The organism is Pseudarthrobacter albicanus, from assembly GCF_018224015.1.
Lineage (GTDB): Bacteria > Actinomycetota > Actinomycetes > Actinomycetales > Micrococcaceae > Arthrobacter > Arthrobacter albicanus.
In genome coordinates this window covers 1-21,279 of sequence record NZ_JAGPOT010000111.1, presented here as the reverse complement: position 1 = coordinate 21,279, position 21,279 = coordinate 1, and the positions used below count along the sequence as shown (strand labels likewise).

The 21,279-nt window shown below is 67.7% G+C and carries 19 protein-coding genes and 1 pseudogene; 12 read left to right on the top strand and 8 right to left on the bottom strand.

What is annotated here, in order from left to right; all coding sequences use genetic code 11:
* Positions 1–396: 396 nt before the first annotated feature.
* From J9611_RS19265 to J9611_RS19245, 5 genes and pseudogenes are all read left to right on the top strand, one after another.
* Positions 397–1,635: an IS30 family transposase gene (locus J9611_RS19265; RefSeq protein ID WP_443701386.1), complete on the top strand. Its 1,239-nt coding sequence runs from the start codon at positions 397–399 to the stop codon at positions 1,633–1,635.
* Positions 1,636–2,425: 790 nt separating this feature from the next.
* The gene (locus J9611_RS19260; RefSeq protein WP_211882637.1) at positions 2,426–2,836 is read left to right on the top strand and encodes a TOBE domain-containing protein; all 411 of its coding nucleotides are present in this window, start codon (positions 2,426–2,428) and stop codon (positions 2,834–2,836) included.
* A pseudogene (gene modA, locus J9611_RS19255) lies at positions 2,833–3,641 on the top strand (molybdate ABC transporter substrate-binding protein). Before J9611_RS19260 ends, modA begins: the two are co-directional and overlap by 4 nt.
* Positions 3,642–3,738: 97 nt before the next feature.
* Positions 3,739–4,524 (top strand): ABC transporter permease, encoded by a 786-nt coding sequence (locus tag J9611_RS19250; protein ID WP_246528069.1) that lies wholly within the window; start codon positions 3,739–3,741, stop codon positions 4,522–4,524.
* Complete coding sequence (locus J9611_RS19245; RefSeq protein ID WP_211882633.1) at positions 4,521–5,582, top strand: sulfate/molybdate ABC transporter ATP-binding protein; 1,062 nt, start codon at positions 4,521–4,523, stop codon at positions 5,580–5,582. Before J9611_RS19250 ends, J9611_RS19245 begins: the two co-directional genes overlap by 4 nt.
* A gap of 25 nt (positions 5,583–5,607) precedes the next feature.
* Here the strand turns inward: J9611_RS19245 and J9611_RS19240 are convergent, their stop codons facing one another.
* Complete coding sequence (locus J9611_RS19240) at positions 5,608–6,099, bottom strand: carboxymuconolactone decarboxylase family protein (RefSeq protein ID WP_211882631.1); 492 nt, start codon at positions 6,097–6,099, stop codon at positions 5,608–5,610.
* A 452-nt stretch (positions 6,100–6,551) separates the two neighbouring features.
* Here J9611_RS19240 and clpB point away from each other — a divergent pair, with 452 nt between their 5' ends.
* Entirely contained in the window at positions 6,552–9,221 is a 2,670-nt protein-coding gene (clpB, locus tag J9611_RS19235) for an ATP-dependent chaperone ClpB (protein ID WP_211882629.1), read from the top strand.
* Positions 9,222–9,262: 41 nt separating this feature from the next.
* Here the strand turns inward: clpB and J9611_RS19230 are convergent, their stop codons facing one another.
* Positions 9,263–9,958, bottom strand: coding sequence for a septum formation family protein (locus tag J9611_RS19230; RefSeq protein ID WP_307857159.1), 696 nt, complete (start codon positions 9,956–9,958; stop codon positions 9,263–9,265).
* 420 nt (positions 9,959–10,378) lie between these two features.
* Between J9611_RS19230 and J9611_RS19225 the strand changes: the two genes are divergently transcribed.
* Positions 10,379–10,612, top strand: a complete 234-nt coding sequence (locus tag J9611_RS19225; RefSeq protein ID WP_211882627.1) for a DUF3073 domain-containing protein — start codon at positions 10,379–10,381, stop codon at positions 10,610–10,612.
* A gap of 93 nt (positions 10,613–10,705) precedes the next feature.
* On the opposite strand, the gene J9611_RS19220 is transcribed toward J9611_RS19225, so the two are convergent.
* Complete coding sequence (locus J9611_RS19220; protein ID WP_211882625.1) at positions 10,706–11,539, bottom strand: alpha/beta fold hydrolase; 834 nt, start codon at positions 11,537–11,539, stop codon at positions 10,706–10,708.
* A gap of 243 nt (positions 11,540–11,782) precedes the next feature.
* Here J9611_RS19220 and J9611_RS19215 point away from each other — a divergent pair, with 243 nt between their 5' ends.
* Positions 11,783–12,535, top strand: a complete 753-nt coding sequence (locus J9611_RS19215; protein WP_307857158.1) for a VOC family protein — start codon at positions 11,783–11,785, stop codon at positions 12,533–12,535.
* Positions 12,532–13,323 (top strand): VOC family protein, encoded by a 792-nt coding sequence (locus J9611_RS19210; protein WP_211882621.1) that lies wholly within the window; start codon positions 12,532–12,534, stop codon positions 13,321–13,323. Before J9611_RS19215 ends, J9611_RS19210 begins: the two co-directional genes overlap by 4 nt.
* Positions 13,324–13,395: 72 nt before the next feature.
* On the opposite strand, the gene purM is transcribed toward J9611_RS19210, so the two are convergent.
* From purM to J9611_RS19190, 4 genes are all read right to left on the bottom strand, one after another.
* On the bottom strand, positions 13,396–14,568 hold the full coding sequence (gene purM / locus J9611_RS19205) for a phosphoribosylformylglycinamidine cyclo-ligase (RefSeq protein WP_211882620.1): 1,173 nt from the start codon (positions 14,566–14,568) through the stop codon (positions 13,396–13,398).
* Positions 14,565–16,247 (bottom strand): amidophosphoribosyltransferase, encoded by a 1,683-nt coding sequence (gene purF, locus J9611_RS19200; protein ID WP_211882618.1) that lies wholly within the window; start codon positions 16,245–16,247, stop codon positions 14,565–14,567. The genes purM and purF overlap by 4 nt, the downstream gene beginning before the upstream one ends.
* Before the next feature lie 47 nt (positions 16,248–16,294).
* Positions 16,295–16,624, bottom strand: coding sequence for a hypothetical protein (locus tag J9611_RS19195; RefSeq protein WP_211882616.1), 330 nt, complete (start codon positions 16,622–16,624; stop codon positions 16,295–16,297).
* Positions 16,625–16,696: 72 nt separating this feature from the next.
* Positions 16,697–17,212: a hypothetical protein gene (locus J9611_RS19190; protein ID WP_211882614.1), complete on the bottom strand. Its 516-nt coding sequence runs from the start codon at positions 17,210–17,212 to the stop codon at positions 16,697–16,699.
* A 134-nt stretch (positions 17,213–17,346) separates the two neighbouring features.
* On the opposite strand from J9611_RS19190, the gene J9611_RS19185 reads away from it, so the two are divergent.
* The 3 genes from J9611_RS19185 to J9611_RS19175 all read left to right on the top strand — a co-directional run bounded on the left by J9611_RS19185 (position 17,347) and on the right by J9611_RS19175 (position 20,423).
* Positions 17,347–18,027 carry a response regulator transcription factor gene (locus J9611_RS19185; protein WP_211882612.1) on the top strand — a complete coding sequence of 227 codons (681 nt, stop codon included), beginning with the start codon at positions 17,347–17,349 and terminating at the stop codon, positions 18,025–18,027.
* A gap of 23 nt (positions 18,028–18,050) precedes the next feature.
* On the top strand, positions 18,051–19,430 hold the full coding sequence (locus J9611_RS19180) for an ATP-binding protein (RefSeq protein WP_211882610.1): 1,380 nt from the start codon (positions 18,051–18,053) through the stop codon (positions 19,428–19,430).
* A 117-nt stretch (positions 19,431–19,547) separates the two neighbouring features.
* Positions 19,548–20,423 carry a class I SAM-dependent methyltransferase gene (locus J9611_RS19175; RefSeq protein ID WP_211882608.1) on the top strand — a complete coding sequence of 292 codons (876 nt, stop codon included), beginning with the start codon at positions 19,548–19,550 and terminating at the stop codon, positions 20,421–20,423.
* A gap of 72 nt (positions 20,424–20,495) precedes the next feature.
* On the opposite strand, the gene bcp is transcribed toward J9611_RS19175, so the two are convergent.
* Complete coding sequence (gene bcp / locus J9611_RS19170) at positions 20,496–20,975, bottom strand: thioredoxin-dependent thiol peroxidase (protein WP_211882606.1); 480 nt, start codon at positions 20,973–20,975, stop codon at positions 20,496–20,498.
* Positions 20,976–21,279: the final 304 nt, after the last annotated feature.

Sequence of the window (21,279 nt, the reverse complement as noted above, 5' to 3'; positions counted from 1 at the left end):
GCAGGACCTTCCGGCAGGAAATCGGGCCAAAAATACACCCAAGCCGAGAAGGACAGGTTCTTTGTCTTGCTGGACCGGCTGGGGAGGGTGAGCCTCGCGGCCAAGACGGTGGGAATCAATGTCCAAACCTGCTTCCATTGGGCCTACAAGGCTGGCGCCGTCACCCGCAAACCCCGTACAAATCCGGTGGCAAAGCAGTCTGCCACCCAGGAACAGAAGGACGAGTTCTTCGCCGTCCTCGCTCGTGTGGGCAGTGTCAGCGTGGCCGCCCGGGAGCTCGGTCTGGCGAGATCGCAGTGCGTGAGCTGGGCCCGTCATGCCGGAATCGGGTCCATCCACCCAGGGGTGGGGAAACGCGCCGAATTCCTACGGTTGCGCGAAGCGGGCGTCGGCCGGATGGAGGCCGCTGCCACCGCCGGTGCGAGCCGCAAAAGCGGGTACCTGTGGGAGGACGAGCGGGATATGGCCAAGGGCCGCGCCGTTGGCTCCAACGCCCCGGACGTGCCGTATAAACAGGAAGTGATTACTGCTTTAGCCGAACCACCGGCCCCCGTTACGGCACCGGAAGCCCCGCCGGAGCTGGTGCCGGCGCTGCCACCACCGCCGGCGGCTCCGGTGGCTTTGGAAGCCCTGGAACAGCCCATCAGTACCCGCTACCTGTCCTTGCCTGAGCGGGAGAAGATCGCGGACCTGCGCTCCCAAGGAACCTCCATGCAGGCGGTTGGCAGGGCCCTGGGCCGATCGGTGGGCACCATCAGCCGGGAGATCAAACGCAACAGCCACCCCGTGCTCGGCTACCAACCCTACGGCGCCCACCGCACCGCCACGGCGGCACGGGAACGGCCCAAGGACAGTAAACTGGCCGAACCCGGGGAACTGCACGATTACGTGAAAACCAAGCTCCTTACACGCTGGTCCCCGGAGCAGATCTCGAAGCTGCTGATCAAGGACTTCCCCGATGACGAGCAGATGCGCGTGAGCCCCGAAACGATCTACCAGGCCCTCTACTTCCAGGCCCGCGGCGGACTCAAACGCGAGGTCAAAGAGGCCCTGCGCAGCGGACGGACACGCCGCAAGAAGCACAAGAACCCCGAGGAACGCACCCATCGTTTCCGGGACCCGATGATCAACATTTCCGAACGCCCCGCAGAGGTCCAGGACCGCGCCGTCCCGGGCCACTGGGAAGGGGATCTGATAACCGGAACCTACAACCAGTCGGCGATCGCAACGCTGGTGGAACGCACGACCCGCTACGTGATGCTGGTGCACCTGCCGGTCGATCACACCGCCGAATCGGTCCGCGACGGGCTCATAGAAACCATGGGCAAGCTGCCGGCGCACCTGCGGGGATCCCTGACCTGGGACCAGGGCGTCGAAATGGCCAGACACAAGGCCTTCAGCATCGCCACCGACATGGACGTCTACTTCTGCGACCCGGCCAGCCCCTGGCAGCGCGGATCCAACGAGAACACCAACGGGCTGCTGCGTCAGTACTTCCCCAAAGGCACCGACCTGAACGCCTACGGCCCCGAGGACCTCGAACACGTCGCACAGGAACTCAACGCCCGCCCCCGCAAAACACTCGGCTGGAATACTCCGGCCGAGGCACTTCGTGATTTACTAATAGCCAGCTGACCTCGGGTGTTGCATCGACCCCTGGAATTCGCCAAAGACGGGCATTTCGTGTTTAAAACGCCGGACCCGATCCCAATCTCATCGGTGGATCAAGGCTAAGTAGCCGATGGTTTTCCGCAGCCCAGGGATCTCAGTCGAATCAAACCTGACCGGGAGTATGTACTCCTGCTTGCTGTGCTCAATGGCGCGGGCCTGAGCGCTGGACCTCTCGTGGTTGGTCCAGACCTTTCTTCTCGTACTCCGCTGACGCGAAGATGATGCAGTATCGGGCTTGTTTTTGGTGGACGTAGTCGAGGTGAGAATAGAGGTCCTTTCCCCAAAGGTCCGCCTTCTCGTAGTCGTCGTAAAAGACTCGTATCCCGAGTCGCACAAGCTCGGCAGCGGTTTCGTTCACATAACCGCGCTGTTCTCCTGCAAAGGAGAGTGCGACGTCATATTGGTAATCATCGTCCGTGATCCCCAAAGCCTACTTTGCGCCGCTGACACTGCCGCCCCCGTGTAGCGAGCACACGTGCCATTAGGTACGGGGCGACGGATCAACATCGACGGCCATGCAGGAAGTCTAATGCGGGGTCCACCGCTGGACCCTCCCTCGCCTTTCGTGTCGGCGCGGCCCGCGTTCCCTCAGGCAGGCAGAGGGTGTGTCGGCCAAAAAGCGGCGGGATGCGACGGAGCGTCGGCCAAAAAGCGGCAGGAGGTGAGGGAGCGTTGCCACAGGGAGGTCCGGCCCCATTGGTATTTGCGGAGAATTGGTTCTCTATAAACCGCAGATGCAAGCTAGAGTTTTCCTATGCCCAATATTCGCGTTTCCGAAGCGGCCCGGTTCCTCGGCGTCAGTGATGACACCGTCCGCCGCTGGACCGAGAACGGAAGCCTGACCCCGCTCAGGGACGACGCCGGCAGGCTGGCCGTGGACGGGCTGGAGCTCGCGCGGCTGGCCCGGGAACAGGCGCAGCTTCCGGATGACCCGGCCAAGGTGGGCAGTTCGGCCCGGAACCGCTTCGTCGGGCTGGTCACCGCCATCACCGCGGACACCGTCATGGCGCAGGTGGAACTGCAGTGCGGGCCGTTCCGGGTCGTGTCGCTGATGAGCAGCGAGGCCGTGCGGGACCTGGGGCTGGAGCTCGGATCGGTTGCCACCGCCGTCGTCAAGGCGACCACAGTCATCATCGAAACGCCGAAAGGGAAGAGCATCCTATGAAATTTTCACCGGCCTTCCTTCTCGCGGGTGCGTTGGCCACCGGCCTCGTCGGCTGTGCATCGGGCACCCCCGCCGCCGCAGGCAGTTCCTCCGCCGCCGCCGCAGCGGGCGGGTCCGGGACGCCGGACCCTCCGGGAGCATCACGGTCTTCGCGGCGGCGTCGCTCAAGGCCACCTTCACCAGGCTGGCCAGCGATTTCGAGGCCAGGAACCCGGGAACCAAGGTCACGCTCAGCTTCGCCGGTTCCTCCGATCTGGTTACCCAGCTCACCCAAGGGGCCCCGGCGGACGTGTTCGCCTCGGCCGATACGAAGAACATGGCCAAGCTCTCCGGCGCGTCGCTCATCGAAGGATCGCCCAGGGACTTCGCCACCAACGTCCTGACCATCGCCGTGCCGCCGGCAAATCCCGCCTCGATCGGCTCGTTTGCGGACCTCGCCAAGCCGGGCGTGAAGGTCGTCATCTGTGCGAGCCAGGTGCCCTGCGGCGCCGCGGCCCAGACGGTCCAGAAGGCAAGCGGCATCACCCTGCAGCCGGTCAGCGAGGAATCCTCCGTCACCGATGTCCTGGGCAAGGTCACCTCGGGTGAAGCCGACGCCGGACTGGTCTATGTCACTGACGTCAAGACCGCCGGGGACAAGGTCAGGGGAATCCCGCTCCCCGAGTCGGCCCGGGCCGTCAACACTTACCCGATCGCCGCCGTGCGGACCAGCAGGAACAAGGACCTCTCCGCCGCCTTCATCGCCGCGGTGACTGGCAGTGAGGGCCGGAAAGTCCTCCTCGACGCCGGCTTCGGCGCACCGTAGGCGGCGGATGAGTCCCCCAAGACGCCGGGGAAACGGCACAGGAAAAAGAACAGGCAGCACGTCGGGCCACCAGTACAGCGGGATTCCAGTCTGGATCATGGCGATGGCGGCCGTCGGCGCGCTGTTCGTCCTGCTGCCGCTGGCGGCCATGGTGGCCAAGGTCAACTGGCCGCAGTTCCTCCCGCTGGTGACCTCCGAAGCGTCCCTCACCGCGCTCGGGTTGAGTCTTCGCACGGCCGCCGCCAGCACCCTCCTGTGCGTGCTGCTGGGCGTGCCGCTGGCGCTGGTGCTCGCCCGCGGGCGCTTCCGCGGGCAGTCTCTGTTGCGCTCCTTCGTGCTGCTGCCGCTGGTCCTGCCGCCGGTGGTGGGCGGCATCGCCCTGCTGTACACCTTCGGCCGGCAGGGCCTGCTGGGCCGGAGCCTGGAAGTGGCCGGGATCCAGATCGCGTTCTCGACGACGGCGGTGGTGCTCGCCCAGACCTTCGTGGCCCTTCCGTTCCTGGTGGTGAGCCTCGAAGGTGCCCTGCGCTCGGCCGGGAGCCGGTATGAGGCCCTGGCGGCGACTCTCGGCGCGCGCCCCACCACGGTGCTGCGCCGGGTCACGGTGCCGCTGGTCCTGCCCGGCCTCGCCTCCGGGACCGTGCTGTCCTTCGCCCGGAGCCTCGGCGAATTCGGCGCCACCCTCACCTTCGCAGGCAGCCTGCAGGGGGTCACGCGCACGCTGCCGCTGGAAATCTATCTGCAGCGCGAGACCGACGCCGACGCCGCCGTCGCGCTCTCCCTGCTGCTGGTGGCGGTGGCGGTGATCGTCGTCGGGCTCTCCTACCGGCGTTCGGCGCCTGCCAGGATCCGGGGCAGCGCCGGGCCGGGGACTGGGGCATGACGTTCAGGATGGACGCCGCCGTCGCCGCCCGCGGCTTCGAGGTGTCCCTGGGGCTGGGGGCCGGCGAGACGCTCGCCGTTCTGGGGCCCAACGGCGCCGGGAAATCTACTCTGCTCGCTGTGGTTGCAGGCCTGCTGCGCCCCGATACGGGCAGGGCGGAAGTGGACGGCCGGATCCTGTTCGACCTGCCTTCAGCCAGCAGGAACGGGACGGCCGGCTGGACCGCCCCGCACCGCAGGGGCACTGCCCTCCTGGCCCAGGAACCGCTGCTGTTCCCGCACCTGAGCGCGCTCGAGAACGTGGCCTTCGGGCCGCGCAGCGCCGGGGTGCCCAAGCGGGCGGCCCGGGAGGCCGCCCTGCGCTGGCTGGCCGAGGTCGACGCCGAAGACCTTGCCTCCCGGCGCCCCGGGGAACTCTCCGGCGGACAGGCCCAGCGCGTGGCGGTGGCGAGGGCGCTGGCAGCCGGTCCCGACGTGCTGCTGCTGGACGAGCCGATGGCCGCCCTGGACATCCACGCCGCCCCGCTGCTGCGCCGGCTGCTGAAGCGGGTCCTGGCGGGCCGCCGGGCCATCATCGTCACGCACGACGTGCTGGACGCCTACATGCTCGCGGACCGTGTGATCGTGATGGAGGATGGCCGGATCACCGAGGAAGGCCCCACCCGCGAGGTGCTCCGGCGGCCGCGCAGCAGCTTCGCCGCCGGCCTGGCCGGGCTGAACCTGGTCACAGGCTCCGCGACCGCGGCCGGGATCCGCTCCGCGGAGGGCCTGGAGTTCACCGGACAGCATGACGTCCCGCTCATCCCCGGGCAGGCCGGGGTGGCCGCCTTCCCGCCCTCGGCGGTGTCCGTTTTCCTCAGCGAGGCGCACGGCAGCCCGCGGAACTCGTTTCCGGTGACCATCACGGACCTGGAGTCGCACGGGGACCAGATCCGGATCCGGGCCGGGGAACTGTCCGCCGATGTCACACCGGCAGCTTCCGGGGACCTCGGCCTGGTGCCGGGCCTGGGCGTCTACTTCGTGGTCAAGGCAGCCGCGGTGTCCATTTACCCGGCGTAGCCGGGGCGGCGGCTCCGGGCTGCAGTCACGGCTGCCGGCGCCGGACGGGGTGTTCGCTGATGATGGAGAGCCGGTTGAAGGCATTCATCGTGATCGCCAGCCAGCTGATGACGGAAAATTCCTCGACCGTGAGGTGATGCCGGGCGTAGCCGCTGTCCCGCTCGCGGGCAGCGAAATCGCTGACGTTGGTGACGGCCTCGGCCAGGGCGAGAGCCGCACGTTCCTTCTCGGCGAACAACGTGCTTTCGCGCCAGGCAGGCAGCACGGCAAGCCGCTGGCTCGTTTCGCCGTTCTCCAGGGCGTCCTTCACATGCACGTCAAGGCAGTAGGCACAACCGTTGATCTGGGAAATTCGGATATTCAGCAACTCCGTCAACGTCCGGTCGAGTCCAGCCTCATCGGCAGCCTCCCGGGCTTTAAGCTTCAGTCCGTTCAGTGCCTTCCATACCGCCGGATTTTCCTTGTCCAAGAAAACACTCCGGGTGATGGGGTTCTGCGGTGCCGCCGTCTCGTCCATGCTGCCCAGAATACCCACCGCCCGCCCTTGACATTCGACGTGACAGATCAGTCAAGGATATGACAAGCTTCAGATGCAAAAGAGCCACGGTTCGGTGGCCGGTTCCTTGGGGGAGCCGGCCACGGAATTGCCGTGCGGCCATCATCCGCCGGGGGACATGCCCATTCCCGCCCCCGCGCCCCGGGGGACATGCCCATTCCTGGGCTCAGCCACTGGGCATAGTGGGGTTATGTCCGGTCGCGCGGGCCAGCGGAGGGCATGTCCGCGGGTCCAGGCGCGGATCCAGGCGCGGGGCCCGGGGCGGGTCCAGATGCGGGGCCCGGGCGTCCGGCAAGGACACAAAGGCTGGGCAGGCGTTTCGCCGTCGGCAAACTTGGATTCAAGGGGAGTCCACCAAAACCTGAGCGGGATAGACTCAACTTTAATAGCAGTCAATCCGGAAGGAGCTCTCTTTGGACGCCAAATTCACCACCAAGAGCCAGGAGGCTCTTGCGGCAGCAGCCATGAACGCCTCGACGGCGGGAAATCCCCAGGTGGAACCTGCCCACCTGCTCAAGGCCCTCATGGACCAGCGGGAGGGCGTCGCCGTCGCGCTGCTCCGCGCCACCGGAACCGACCCGGACGCGGTCAGCGTCCGGGCCAGCGCCGCCATCAAGGCGCTCCCTTCCACCTCCGGCACCTCCGTGCAGCAGGCCCAGCTGTCCCGCACCGCGCTGCTGGCCATAAAGGCTGCGCAGGCCGAGGCTGACCGGCTCGGGGACTCCTACGTCTCCACCGAACACCTGCTGCTGGGACTCGCCGCCGGGAGCGATGCGGTGGGAAAGCTGATGCGCGACGCCGGCGCGTCCCACGAGGCACTGCTCGCGGCCCTGCCCGGCGTCCGCGGCGACCGTAAGGTCAACACCGCGGACCCGGAAAACACCTTCCAGGCGCTGGAGAAGTACGGCACCGACCTCACCGCCATTGCCCGCTCGGGGAAGCTGGATCCGGTGATCGGGCGTGACGCAGAAATCCGCCGCATCATTCAGGTCCTGAGCCGCCGCACGAAGAACAACCCGGTGATCATCGGCGAGCCCGGCGTCGGCAAGACCGCCGTCGTCGAAGGCCTGGCCCAGCGGATCGTGGCCAACGACGTGCCCGAGAGCCTGCGCGGCAAGACCCTGATCGCCCTGGACCTCGCGTCCATGGTGGCCGGTGCCAAATACCGCGGCGAGTTCGAGGAGCGGCTCAAGGCGGTGCTGGAGGAGATCAAGAGCTCCGAAGGGCAGATCGTCACGTTTATCGACGAGATCCACACTGTGGTGGGCGCCGGCGCGACCGGGGACAGCTCCATGGACGCCGGCAACATGCTCAAGCCCATGCTGGCCCGTGGCGAACTGCGCCTGATCGGGGCCACCACGCTGGATGAGTACCGGGAAAACATCGAGAAGGATCCGGCCCTGGAACGCCGGTTCCAGCAGGTCTTTGTCGGCGAGCCGAGCGTGGATGACACCATCGGCATTCTCCGAGGGCTCAAGGAGCGCTACGAGGCGCACCACAAGGTCTCCATTTCGGACTCCGCCCTCGTCGCCGCCGCCACGCTCTCCAACCGCTACATCTCCGGCCGGCAGCTGCCGGATAAGGCGATCGACCTCGTGGACGAGGCCGCGTCCCGGCTGCGGATGGAGATCGATTCCGCCCCGGAGGAGATTGACCAGCTGCGCCGGTCGGTGGACCGGCTGACCATGGAGGAGCTTGCCCTTGCCAATGAGAAGGACGCCGCGTCCGTGGAACGCCTTGCCGCCCTCCGCGCGGACATGGCGGACAAGAAGGAAGAGCTCGCGGCCCTGAATGCCCGCTGGGAGGCCGAGAAAGCCGGGTTGAACCGGGCGGGCGACCTCCGGGCGAAGCTTGATGAGCTGCGTTCCATAGAGGAAAAGGCCGAACGCGAGGGCGACCTCGAGACGGCGTCCAGAATCCTCTACGGCGAGATCCCCGCTCTCGAACGCGAACTGAGCGCCGCCGCCGAGGCGGAGTCCGCCCGCGTGGCAGGCGGGGGTTCAAAGCAGGAGCTCATGGTGGCCGACGAAGTCACCGCGGATGACATCGCCGAGGTGATTTCCGCCTGGACCGGGATCCCGGCCGGGCGCATGCTGCAGGGCGAAAGCCAGAAGCTGCTCGAGATGGAACACGTGCTGGGCGAGCGGCTGATCGGCCAGCAGAAAGCCGTCACCGCCGTCTCCGACGCCGTGCGCCGCGCCCGGGCGGGCATCAGCGACCCCAACCGGCCCACCGGCTCCTTCCTGTTCCTGGGCCCCACCGGCGTCGGCAAGACCGAGCTCGCCAAGTCCCTCGCGGACTTCCTCTTCGACGACGAACGCGCCATGGTGCGGATCGACATGTCCGAATACTCGGAGAAGCACACGGTGGCCCGCCTCGTCGGGGCGCCTCCGGGCTATGTGGGCTACGAGGAAGGCGGCCAGCTGACCGAAGCCGTCCGCCGTCGCCCATACTCCGTGCTGTTGCTCGACGAAGTGGAGAAGGCGCACCCGGAGGTGTTCGACATCCTCCTGCAGGTGCTCGACGACGGCCGTCTCACCGACGGCCAGGGCCGCACCGTGGACTTCCGCAACGTGATCCTGGTGCTGACCTCGAACCTGGGCAGCCAGTTCCTCGTGGACCAAGCCCTGGATGCCACGGCCAAGCGGAACGCCGTGATGGCGGCGGTGCACGCGGCCTTCAAACCCGAGTTCCTGAACCGGCTGGACGAGGTGGTGCTCTTTGATCCGCTGACCGTCGAGGAGCTGTCCCGGATCGTGGAACTGCAGGTCAAGGAGCTGGGGGAGCGGCTGAAGGGCCGCCGCCTCAACCTGGAAGTCACCGACGGCGCCCGTGCCTGGCTGGCGGTGACCGGCTTCGATCCGGCCTACGGCGCCCGTCCGCTGCGCCGGCTGGTGCAGCGCGAGATCGGGGACCGGCTGGCCAGGGCCATCCTCGCCGGCGAGATCACGGACGGTGACACCGTGCTGGTGGACACCGCCCCGGACCTGGAGGAACTCACCGGGGGTGGCGCGCTGGCTTCGGACTGGCCCGACGGCGGTGCGGCCACCAGCGGCGGTCTCTCGGTGCGGCGCAGGGACTAGCGGGGCTGCCCCGGCAGCCGGCTCCCCGCCCTGCTGCCGGTTTACGGCTGGGGGAGCAGGGTCTCCAGGAGGACATTTCCTGTGTCGGCGGTGACGAAGCAGTCCACCCGACGGTCGCCCGTGTCCCAGCTGGTGGAACTCGGGTAGGCAAGCTTGTAGCTCAGGACATAGTCGGCCGGCTTGTCCGTGAGCGGCGCCGCCTTGCAGGCGTCCAGGGCTTTCTGCTTGAGCGGGTCGCGGCCCGGATAGGCGTCCGCAGCCGGATACGTCCCGACGGCGACCAGCTGGGCCGAATGGCCGGTTTCGCAGGCCACAACGGTGGACTGCGGGGCCTCGGGATCGAAGTCCTTGAAGCAGTCGCCCAGCCGGAAGTCCAGGGCATTGACGCCCGCCAGCGGCAACGGTCCACGGCTGGCGGGAGCCGACGACGCTGCGGCGGGAGCGGGGGAGCTGTCCCCGGCCGCGGGGCCGGGGCCGCCCCCGAGCGAGGACGCCAGCCACCAGGCCAGGACGCCGATGACAAGGAGTCCGGCCACGCCGGCGCCGACCCTCGGCAGGCCCTGCCGCCGGAGCCAGCCGCCCACCTGGGCGGTGCGCGCCGAGACCAGCCTGCCGGCGCCGGAGGCGGCGGTTCCGGCCGTTGTCCGGCGGGAGTCGGTGAAGGAATTTCGGGTGTCTTCCCTGCTGGCCGGCGGCACGGAAGGGCGGACGGGTGATGACCGTGCGGCAGGCGGCACTACCGGCGTCCCGGACGTCGGCGGTGTTGAGGGTCGCGGTGGGATGCCCGGCCCTGATTGTCCGCGCAGCCCACCGGAGGGAGGAGCCCCAGGCAGCCCGGCATCGCCGTGCCTTGCGTTCTCTTCGGTCACTGAGAATTCACCACTTCCGTGCGTCTTTGCCGCGACTGGAGGCCCGGCGCCATGGCCTTTTTCCGGGAGTCCACTACGGAACTCTACCGAAGAAGCCTGCCGGGCCGCATGCCGCCGGGCCCCGGCCGGGGCCGCCGGACGCGCCACACGGTCCACAAGGGCGGCGCTGGCGAGCAGTCGGGCCCGAAAGCATGTAATCTAGGTGTACGACAAATTGACCAAACATTCCGGGGCCTCACCGATCGCCAAGGTGACCACCTCCGGTCCGAGTACAAAGGGGGTCACGCCATGGGGCGCGGCCGTCAAAAGGCAAAAGCTACCAAGCAGGCTCGGGATATCAAGTACTACTCCCCGAACACTGACTATTCGGCACTTCAGCGCGAGCTCACGGGCCCGGGCGGCCGTGCCACGAGCCACTTCGCGGATGACCCGGTCGAGCCGGACTATTCAGCCTACGTGGATAAGTACGCGGACGATTTGGAAGAAGACGACGACGAGGTGGATTCCCGCCGGATAGGTTAGTTGCCGCCCGGCGAAGCTGCAGTGCGGCACCCCGGCTCTTCTTTACAGCACCGTGGGTGCTGACCCCAGGTATCAGGCCCGTCGGGCACGCCGTTATCGGTGTGTCCCGCGGGCCTTTTCTGTTGCCGGCAGCGGCACCGGACTCCAGGGGCGGGCAGGCCGGGCGCGCCGGATCGGAAAAAGCGTCTGCGGCGGCCCGGCAGCTGCCAGGAAGTTGAGGATGAGGCCCGTGACCGTGTCCGGCTGTTCCAGCGGAAGCGCGTGCGATGCTCCGGGAACGACGGCGAGCTGGCCTTCGGGCAGGGCCTCGTACAGTGAGACGGTATGGGGCAACGTGACGAAGTCGTCGTCACCGACCACAACGAGCACCGGGCGCGGGATTTGGGCGACGTCGGCGGTGGTAAGCGCGGGCTCCGAACTGGACATTGCCAGACTCTTGCTGAAGACGACTTCCAAGTGCCCGGCGCCGTCGGGGGACCGTTCCAGGTAGGCGTTGCCCAGTTCCTGCATGGCTGGCGAATGCGGGTCCATCTCAACGGACATAACGCCGTCGTGATGGTAGTTGGCGCCAATCACAACGAGCTTGTCCACGAGGTCCGGGCGCCTGAGCGCCACGAGGAGCGCGATTATTCCGCCGTCACTCCAGCCCACGAGGTGTGCCGGGGCGCCGACAACGTCCTCGAGCACCCGGACCGCCTCGATTGCCATGTCGTCATAGTGGAACCCGGCATCCGTGTCCGCGGTATAGCCATGGCCCCGGCGATCGAAGGCTACGACGCGGAACTGCTCCGACAGGCCGGATCCGATGCTGTTGAGCAGTGCGTCGCTGTTACTCAGGCCGCCATGCAGCAGCAGGAGCGGCTCGCCGGCGCCCCCGCGGTCGTCCACCCATGTGGGGTGCCCGTCAATGTCCACGCGGCCGGCCATGGTCCCATTCCATTCTGGAGGATTGATCAGTTGCGGCGGGTTTGCCGCTGCGGCCATTGTCCTCCGGTGGCCCGCGGCACCACAACCGGCACCCCACCGCCCGGGCGCCGGGGCTGTTGTCAGGGTCAGGGCCCCGTACTAGGTTGTTCGTGGGCGGCTTGCCGGCGCGTTCATCGATGGTTCGAAGGGGAATGATTCTTTATGCCACAGGTTGAAAGCTATAAGCAGGGGACGCCGTGCTGGGTGGATCTTTCTGCGACTGATATCGAGGCGGCCAAAACGTTTTACTCGCAGCTGTTCGGCTGGGAGCTGGACGCCATGCCTGCCGGGCCGGACATGACGTACTACATGGCCAAGCTCCAGGGCCGCTATGTGGCCGGAATGATGCAGCAGATGCCGGACATGGCGGCCGCCGGGGTGCCGTCCCATTGGGAGAACTACCTCGCGGTGGATGACGCCGATGAGGCAGCCGCCCGGGCCACGGAGGCCGGCGGAACGCTGCTGTTGCCCGCGGATGACGTTCCGAACGGCGCCGGGCGGATGTTTTTCGCGTCCGATCCCACCGGCGCCGAGATCGGTTTCTGGCAGGCCGGGACACACATCGGCTCAGGGCTGGCTGACGAACCCGGCGCCGTGGTCTGGAGCGAGCTGCAGACCGACGACGTCTCCCGGGCAGTTCCTTTTTACCAGGCGGTCACCGGCTGCACCACGGAAACGCGCCCCGCCGGCGACCTGGTCGAATACACCACCTTCCTGGTGGAGGGACAGTCCGTTGCCGGCGCCATGAGGCAGCCCCTGGAGGGAGTGCCTGCTTTCTGGATGACCTACTTCAAGGTTGAGGATGTGGACCAAGCCGTGGCACGGGCGCAGGAGCTCGGCGCGGCGGTCCATGCCCCCGCCTTCGACGTCCCCGGAGTGGGCCGGCTGGCCGTGCTCGCGGACCCGAACGGAGCGGCCTTCAGCCTCATGGCCGGCGAAACGTCCGGCACGCCGTGACCGGTCGCACGGGCTACAAAACGGGCGAGGTCTGCTGGGCGGACCTGCAGACACAGGACGTCGAGGCCGCGAAGTCCTTCTACGCCGGGGTCTTTGGCTGGCGTTACGAGGACCTGCCGACCCCTGACGGCCGGAGCTACGCCAAGGCCTTCCTGGACAACGACCTCGTCACGGTCATCGCCCCGCAGAACCAGCAGCAGGAGGCGTCCGGGGCCACGGCGCAGTGGAACATCTACTTTGCGGCGGACGACGCCGAGGCCGTTGCCGGGGAAGCCCCGCATGCGGGCGGCGAGGTGCAGTTCGGGCCGGAGGCGGTGGCTGACACCGGCGTCATGGTCTTCCTCGCGGCACCCGGCGGAGGAACCATCGGCGTGTGGCAGGCCGGCACGCACTTCGGGACCGCCCGGAGCAACGAGCCCGGCGCCCTTGCTTGGGCCGAGCTGGTCACGCCCGAGCCGCAGGCCGCCGTCGGGTTCTTCCAGCAGCTGTTCGGACATGAGGTGACCGAATACCCGCAGGATGACGGCGGCACGTACACGACGCTCATCTCCAACGGCGCGGAGGTGGCCGGGATCGCCCCGTTGCCGGCGGATGAGGACGGAACCCGCAAGGCCGAGTGGCAGGTGTACTTCGGCGTCTCGGGCGTCGCGGCCGCGGTGGCCACGGCGGTGGCCGCAGGCGCCGTCGTCCTCGTGGAACCTGACGGGCCGGAGGACGGTGAGGAGGCCGGCATCATCGCCACCCTGCAGGATCCGCAGGGCGGTGTTTTCAGCCTCGTGCAGGTTTAAGCGGCGAGTGCTCCGCAACTGCCGTTTTCAGCTTTCAAAACGGCGGTTGCGGAGCACTCGATGGGAAGGGAGTCAGGCGTAGGCGTTGACCAGACGGACGGCGCCGCCGTCGACGCCCTTGGCGCCCTGGACGTAATCCGCGCCGGTCTTGAGGACCGAGTCCGAATTCTCCTCCACGGTGCCCATGATCCAGGCCGGCAGGCCGCGGTCGTTGAGGCGCTCCACGGCGGCGTCGGCGGCTTCCGGGGAAACAATGGCGACCATGCCCACGCCGAGGTTCAGGGTGCGCTCGAGGTCGGCCAGCGGGACGTTGCCGAGTTCGGCGACCAGTTTGAAGATGGCCGGCAGTTCCCAGGTGGCGCGGTCCACGGTGGCCAGCAGGCCCTGCGGCAGGACACGGGCCAGGTTGGCGGCGAGGCCGCCGCCGGTGACGTGGCTGAAGCCGTGCACGGCCTGCCCGGCTGCGGAGCCGCTGACCGGGAAGGTGCGGGCCAGGTCCAGGCAGTCCGCGGCGTACACGCGGGTGGGCTCGAGCAGTTCCTCGCCCAGGGTGCGGCCCAGTTCGGAGACCTGGCGGTCCAGGGCCCAGCCGGCGTGGTTGATGACGCGGCGGACCAGGGAATAGCCGTTGGAGTGCAGGCCGGAGGAGGCCATGCCGATCACCACGTCGCCGGCACGGACCCGGTCCGGGCCCAGCAGCGAGTCGGCTTCGACCACACCGGTGGCGGCACCGGCGACGTCGTACTCGTTCTCGCCCAGCAGGCCCGGGTGTTCGGCGGTTTCGCCGCCCACCAGGGCGGTGCCGGCCACGGAGCAGGCGGCCGCGATGCCACGGACAATGTCCGCGATGCGCTCCGGGACAACCTTGCCGCACGCGATGTAATCGGTCATGTAAAGCGGCTCGGCGCCCACCACGACGATGTCATCGACGACCATCCCCACCAGGTCGAAGCCGATGGTGTCGTGGATGTCCATCGCCTGCGCGATGGCCACCTTGGTGCCGACGCCGTCGGTGGAGGTGGCCAGCAGCGGGCGCTTGTAGGTCAGCAGCCGGGAGACGTCGTAGAGGCCGGCGAACCCGCCGACCCCGCCGATCACCGAGGAGTTGTGCGTGGCCTTGACGGCGTCCTTCATGAGTTCGACGGCGCGGTCCCCCGCTTCGACGTCGACGCCGGCCGAGGCGTAGGTGATGCCGGCGGCATTCTGGGCGGCGTTCATGTCAGCGGCCGCGGAGGCGGAAGTCATACGGGCTCTTTCTTGTCGGCAACGATTGAACGATCAATGCGATCGGCATCGGTGAGCAGTTCTTCGAATTCAGCGTCCGGTCCCGGATCGCAACCGGTGGCCCCGGCTTTCTCGGCCGGATCCTCATCGGTGCTGATACCGGCGGCGGCTTCGGCGGCGGATTCCGACGCTGCGGCGCCGAGGGCGGCATCTCCGGCGGCCGGGAGGCCGCCGAGGTCCGTGCGTTCCAGCAGGTTCTTGCCCAGCTTGTCGGCGCCCGGCAGCTCGATCGGGTACTTGCCGGTGAAGCAGGCGGTGCAAAGGCGTTCGCGCGGCTGCTGGGTGGCGCCGATCATGCCGTCTTCGGAAATGTAGGCCAGGGAATCGGCGCCGATGGCCTGGGTGATCTCTTCGACGGTGGCGCCGTTGGCGATCAGCTCCGCCCGGGAGGCGAAGTCGATGCCGTAGAAGCACGGCCACTTGACCGGCGGGGAGGAAATCTTGATGTGGACGCTGGCGGCGCCGGCTTCCCGGAGCATCCGGACGATGGCGCGCTGCGTGTTTCCGCGGACGATCGAGTCGTCCACCACCACAACCCGCTTGCCGCGGATCACGGATTCCAGCGCGTTGAGCTTGAGTCGGATACCCAGCTGGCGCAGCGTCTGCGAGGGCTGGATGAAGGTACGGCCAACGTAGGAGTTCTTGACGAAGCCGTGCGCGAACGGGATGCCGGATTCCTCGGCATAGCCGACAGCCGCGGGGGTGCCGGACTCCGGGACCGGAATGACGATGTCCGCTTCCTGGGTGTTTTCGCGGGCCAGCTGGCGGCCCATCTCCACGCGGGACTCGTAGACCGAGCGGCCCGCGATGGAGGCGTCCGGGCGGGCCAGGTAGACGTATTCGAAGACGCAGCCGGCCGGCGTGGCCTCGGCGAAGCGCTGGGAGCGGACGCCGTCCTCGTCGATGGCGATGAATTCGCCGGGTTCGATCTCGCGGATGAAGCTGGCACCGACGGTGGCCAGGGCGGACTGTTCGGAGGCGACAACCCAGCCGCGGTCCAGCCGGCCCAGGCAGAGCGGGCGGATGCCGTAGGCGTCGCGGGCCGCGTAGAGGGTACCTTCGTCCATGAAGACGAAACAGAAGCCGCCCTTGATCTTGGGCAGCAGCTCCATGGCCGTCTGCTCAAGGGACTTGCCCTCTTCACCCTCCAGGAGTGCCGTGACCAGGGCGGTGTCCGAGGTGTTGCCCTGCTTCATCTCGCCGCTGAGCTGGCCGTCGTTGCGGTTCATGATCATGGCCTTGAGCTCGGCCGTGTTGGTCAGGTTGCCGTTGTGGGCCAGGGCCACGGTCCCCGTGGCGGTCGCGCCCAGGGTCGGCTGGGCGTTGGCCCAGTGGCTGGCGCCGGTAGTGGAATAGCGGCAGTGGCCGACGGCCAGGTGCCCGGTCAGGGTGTTCAGCGTCGTCTCGTCGAAGACCTGTGATACGAGCCCCATGTCCTTGTAGACGTTGATCCGGGCGCCGTCACTGGTTGCTATGCCAGCCGACTCCTGACCACGGTGCTGCAGTGCATACAGCCCGTAATAGGTTAGTTTTGCTACTTCTTCACCTGGTGCCCAGACCCCGAAGACGCCGCAAGCGTCCCGGGGGCCTTTTTCGCCAGGGAGAAGATCATGAGAAAGTTTTCCATCGCCGCGTGCCACTGGTTGATTATCTCACGGGATGCGCTATGACTTTTCCGGCGGCCGGTTTATGACCGGCCGCCCGGCTCAGGGAGGTCGTCGTCGTCGGCCTCGGGGACGGACTCGACGACGGCGCGCTCGGCCCGGCGGACGCTCAGGCGGTCCAGGATGAGCGCGGCGATGGCGCCGAGGATGGCGCCGCCTGCGCCGCAGAGGACCAGGAAGAAGCCGAAGACGGCGCTGGGGTCCCAGTTTTCATCTCCCGGAATTCCGAAGGCGATGAAGGCGGCCACGGCAATGCCCACCAGCGCGCCCAGGATCAGGAACGGCACGTACTTCGGTGCCCGGCGCACGGTGACCTCGCGCCGCTCGGGCGCCGGAGTTTCTGGGGAAGACATGCCGTTAAGCCTACTGCCCGGCCGCGGCGGCCACGCGCAGGTGCCGCTCGGGCGCCCGCCTGGGTGGATTGCTCAGTCGTCCTTGCCGGAGTGCCTGTGGCCGGGCTCGGATGCGCCGCCTCCGGAGTGGTCATCGCCGGGTTCGACGGAACGGGCAGGCGCCGGTGCCGGCGCGGGCGCCACGGGACGGGCGACGGCGGCATCGTCGGTGCCGGAATGGCGGACATCCTCGGAATGTGGCGTGTCGTCGGCCGGGCGGGGGAGGCTTGGCGTGTTGGAGGCGCTGTCGGGAGCGCCGGCCGTGTTGGACGCGCTGTGGGGAGCGCCTGCCTTGTCTGACGCGCTGTCGGTCTTGCTGGGCGCCTCGGCACGGGACGTGGCAGCAGGGCTCTTGGCAGACGCTGGCGACGGAAATTCGGAGATCACCGGCTCGGCGGTGGTGGAATTCTGCGGGAGCAGGACCCCGTTCGCGGGGACTGTGTTCCCGGCCGGTGAGCTGTTCAGGGTCAGGGTATTCGCGGCGAGCGCGGCGGAGCCGGTCAGCAGGGCTCCTGCCGTTGCCAGGGCCAGGGCTGTTTTTGTTTTCATGGCTCAACTCTAGGAATCCCAGGGACAAGATCGGCCCCGCGAAAATCCAAGAGTTGTCCAAGATTGTTGACGCAATCCGCCCAAAAAACGGCCGGCACCAGTTTTTTTCGCAAGCCGGGAACATAATCAGGGGTATGCAGATCCTGGTAGTGGAGGATGACGAGTCAGTAGCCGCCGGCGTCGTGGAAGGTTTGACCAGGGCCGGTTTCGCGGCCAGCCATGTTGCCACGGGCGGCCATGCCTTGGACACCGTCCGGGACTCCTGCCCGGATTTTGTGCTCCTGGACCTCGGGCTGCCGGATATGGACGGAACTGACGTGTGCCGGGCCGTCCGTGCGCTGACCGCAACCCCGATCATCGTTGTCAGCGCCCGGGACGAGGAGATCGACCGTGTGCTGGCCCTGGAACTCGGTGCCGACGACTATCTGGTCAAGCCCTTCGGCATGCGGGAGCTCATCGCCAGGATCCGGGCCGTCGCCCGCCGCACGGACGAGCGGGTCCCGGACGGACAGCCGGACGCCCTCAACCGGAACCTCGGCGGCCTGAGCATAGACCAGCGGTCGCGGCGGGTGGTCCTCGACGGCGTCGAGGTACGTCTGACGGCAAAGGAGTTCGAACTCCTCTACTATCTGGCCGAAGATCCCGGCGCGGTGTTCCAGCGGCGTGAAATCCTTCGCGCCGTGTGGGACAGCGACTGGTACGGGACCACCAAGACTGTGGATGCCCATGTGGCGGCGATCCGGAAGAAGCTCGGTGATCCGCGCTGGATCGAGGCCGTGCGGGGCGTCGGCTTCCGGCTGGGCATTCCCGGATGAGATGGCGGTTGATTGGTGCCTTCATGCTCATCACCTTGCTCGTGGTGCTGGTACAGGACATTCCGCTGGGCAGCTACCTGGTCCGCGTGGAGCGTGACCGCCTGACCACCTCGCTGGAACGCGATGCCTTTCTGATGGCCGGCCGGACCGGGGACGCCCTGAAAACCGGCGGCGCCATGCCCGGGGACGTGGCCACGGATGTGCGCCGCTACCGGGAGGCGAGCGGCGCCCGCGTGGTGATCGTGGACGCCGCGGGGACAGCGGTTGCCACCTCGGATGATGATCAGTCAGCCACCGGATCCCCGTACAGTACACGGCCCGAAATCGCCGCGGCGTTGACCGGTCAGATCAACACCGGCCAGCGGTACTCCCAGACGTTGGGCCTGGACCTGCTGTACGTCGCGGTGCCGGTGCTCAGCGGTGACACGATTTCCGGCGCCGTCCGGCTGACCTACCCGGCGTCTGTCGTGTCCGACCAGGTGAACGGCCAGCTGCGGACCATCTGGACCGTGGCAGGCACTACGGTGCTGCTTGCCGGCGTCGTGGCATACTTCATGGCCGGCGCCGTGACCAGCAGGCTCAAGCGGCTGCGGAGGGCCACGGAACTCTTCGCTGAGGGCAATCTCGGCACCCGCACCGAGGAAGGCGTGGGTCCGCCGGAGCTGAGGACCCTGGCGGTTTCGTTCAACCGGATGGCAGACCGGACGGAGCATCTGCTCGACCAACAACGGAGGTTCGCCTCCGATGCCTCCCACCAGCTCCGCACCCCGCTGACGGGGCTGCGCCTCGGGCTCGAGAACGCGGTCCAGGCCATGCCGGCAGACCCGGAAGCGGGCCGGACCATGGTGGCGGCATCCCTTGAAGAGACCTACCGGCTGCAACGGATCATCGACGGCCTGCTGCTGCTGAGCAGGGCCGAAGGCCAGACGGTTCTCCCGGTCGCGGCGGACCTCGCCGACGTCGCGCTGACCCGCAAGGAGCAATGGGAGGCGCTCGCCGAGGAAACCGGGGTCCGGATCAGCCTGGACGCCCCGCCGGAGGCGCCCATCATGGTCCTGCCGGGGGCGGCTGAGCAGATCATTGACAACCTGATCGACAACGCCCTCGCCGTCGCCCCGCCCGGATCGCAAATCATGCTGGTGGTGTCCCGCGGGCAACAGCCCGACACGATCGAACTGCACATCCTGGATGAGGGTCCGGGCCTGTCCCTGGCGGAATGCCAGCGGGCGTTCAGCCGGTTCTGGCGGGGCCGGGCGGACAGCGACGGCAGCGGGCTGGGTCTGTCCATCGTCCAACAGCTTGCCGAGGCCAGCGGCGCCGAAGCCTCACTGGCGCCCAGGGCACCTGCGCCGGGAACCGGGGCCACCGGCCTGGACGCCTGCGTGACGTTCAATTCAGCGTGAAAATCCCCGGCTGAAACCCCGCCTGAAACCCCCGTAAATTTCTGTTTGCCGCGATTGGTTGGCGGGAGCACACTAAGGATGGGGGAGGCCCAGGTACTGACGAGCTAAGGAACCGCCATGTCGCCGGCAGCGGACCATATCCGGGACCAGCAACGGACTATCTGGGATCAGTTCTCGGCCGGCTGGAAGAAATGGGACGCTGAAGTGCTCGGCTGGCATGCACCGTTCGGGGATGCCCTGATCACGGAGGCCCGGCTCCGGTCCGACTCCTCCGTGCTCGATGTCGCGGCCGGCACGGGCGAGCCCGGTCTCACCGCGGCCGGCCTCGTCCCCGAGGGCAGCGTGACCCTCACCGACATTTCGGAGGGCATGCTCCGTGTGGCGCGTGAGAAGGCAGCGGCGCGGGGTCTGCGGAACGTGCACACCACGGTCAGCGACGCCGCCGCCCTGCCGTTCGGCGACGGCACTTTTGACGCGGTCCTGTGCCGCTTCGGCTTCATGTACTTTCCGGATATGTCTGCTGCCCTGGCGGAAATGGTCCGTACGGCCAAGCCTGGGGCCCGGATCAGCGCCGCAGTCTGGAGCCGGGCCGCGGAAAACCCCTGGGCGAGCCTCGTCCTGGGGACGATCGCACGGCACACGGAGTTGCCTTTGCCGGCACAAGGCGCACCCGGGCTGTTCCGGTGCGCCGCCCTGGGATTTATGAGCCGGGTCTTCCAGAATGCAGGACTCCTCGACGTGACGGAGCGGAAAGTCAGCACAGAACTGGTGCGGAATTCGCCGGAGAGTTACTGGGAGTTCATGACCGAGATCGCTGCCACCGTAACTGCGGGCCTTGCCCAGGCGGATACGGCTGCCCGGGAACTGATCCGCTCGGACGTGTTCCAGCTGCTGGGCCGCTATGAGCACGACGGCGCCATCCGGCTCCGGTCCACGGCCACCATCGTGGCGGGGACCCGGGCGGCCGGCGCTCCCTCACGTTTCGACGTCTAACGGCCGACGCTCCCTCACATCAGGTGAGGGAGCGTCGGGTTGGTGCGCGCGGAAGGTGAGGGAGCGTCGGGGCTAGAGGCCCAGCTCTTCCTTCAGCGCCGCCACATGGCCCTGGGCCTTGACCTGGTATTGCGCCAGCGTCACGTTGCCCTCGGGGTCGAGCACCACGGTGGAGCGGACGAGCCCCTCGGTGATTTCGCCGTTGATCAGCTTTTCGCCCCAGGCGCCGTAGGCGAGGGCCACGGCGTGGTCTTCGTCGGAGAGGAGGGGGAAGGTCAATGCGAAGTCGCCGGTGAAGTGGGCCAGGGCTTCCGGGCCGTCGGGTGAGATGCCCAGGACCTCGTAGCCGGAACCCTGCAGGGAGGCCAGGTTGTCGCGGAAATCGCAGGCCTCGGTGGTGCAGCCCGGCGTCGCGGCCTTCGGGTAGAAGTACACGATGACATTCCTGCCGCGGTAATCGGCCAGGGCGATCTGCTTGCCCTCCGCGTCCGGCAGGGCGAAGTCCGGAGCCTGGGTTCCGGGCTGGAGCTTGACCGTGAGATTGGTGTTCATGGGATTCCTTTGATCGAGGAGAAAATCGGACTGGTTACCTGGGTCTGTGATGAACAACAGTTCCACCAGATGCTGTATTCCGCCGGCCTCGCGCGGCGGGCCGGGTGTTCCGCCGTCGGCCGCCCCTCCCTTGGACCCGGACCAGTTCGGCCTCGTCGGCGTGCACGGCTCAGATCCCGCCGCGGCGGATGAGTTTGCCGGTGGGGGTCCGGCCGTCGACCAGGGCGCCGCGGAGGTAGGTCTTGCGGACGACACCCGAGAGTGCCTTGCCGTCGTAGGGGGTGATGGGGTTCTTGTGCTTGAG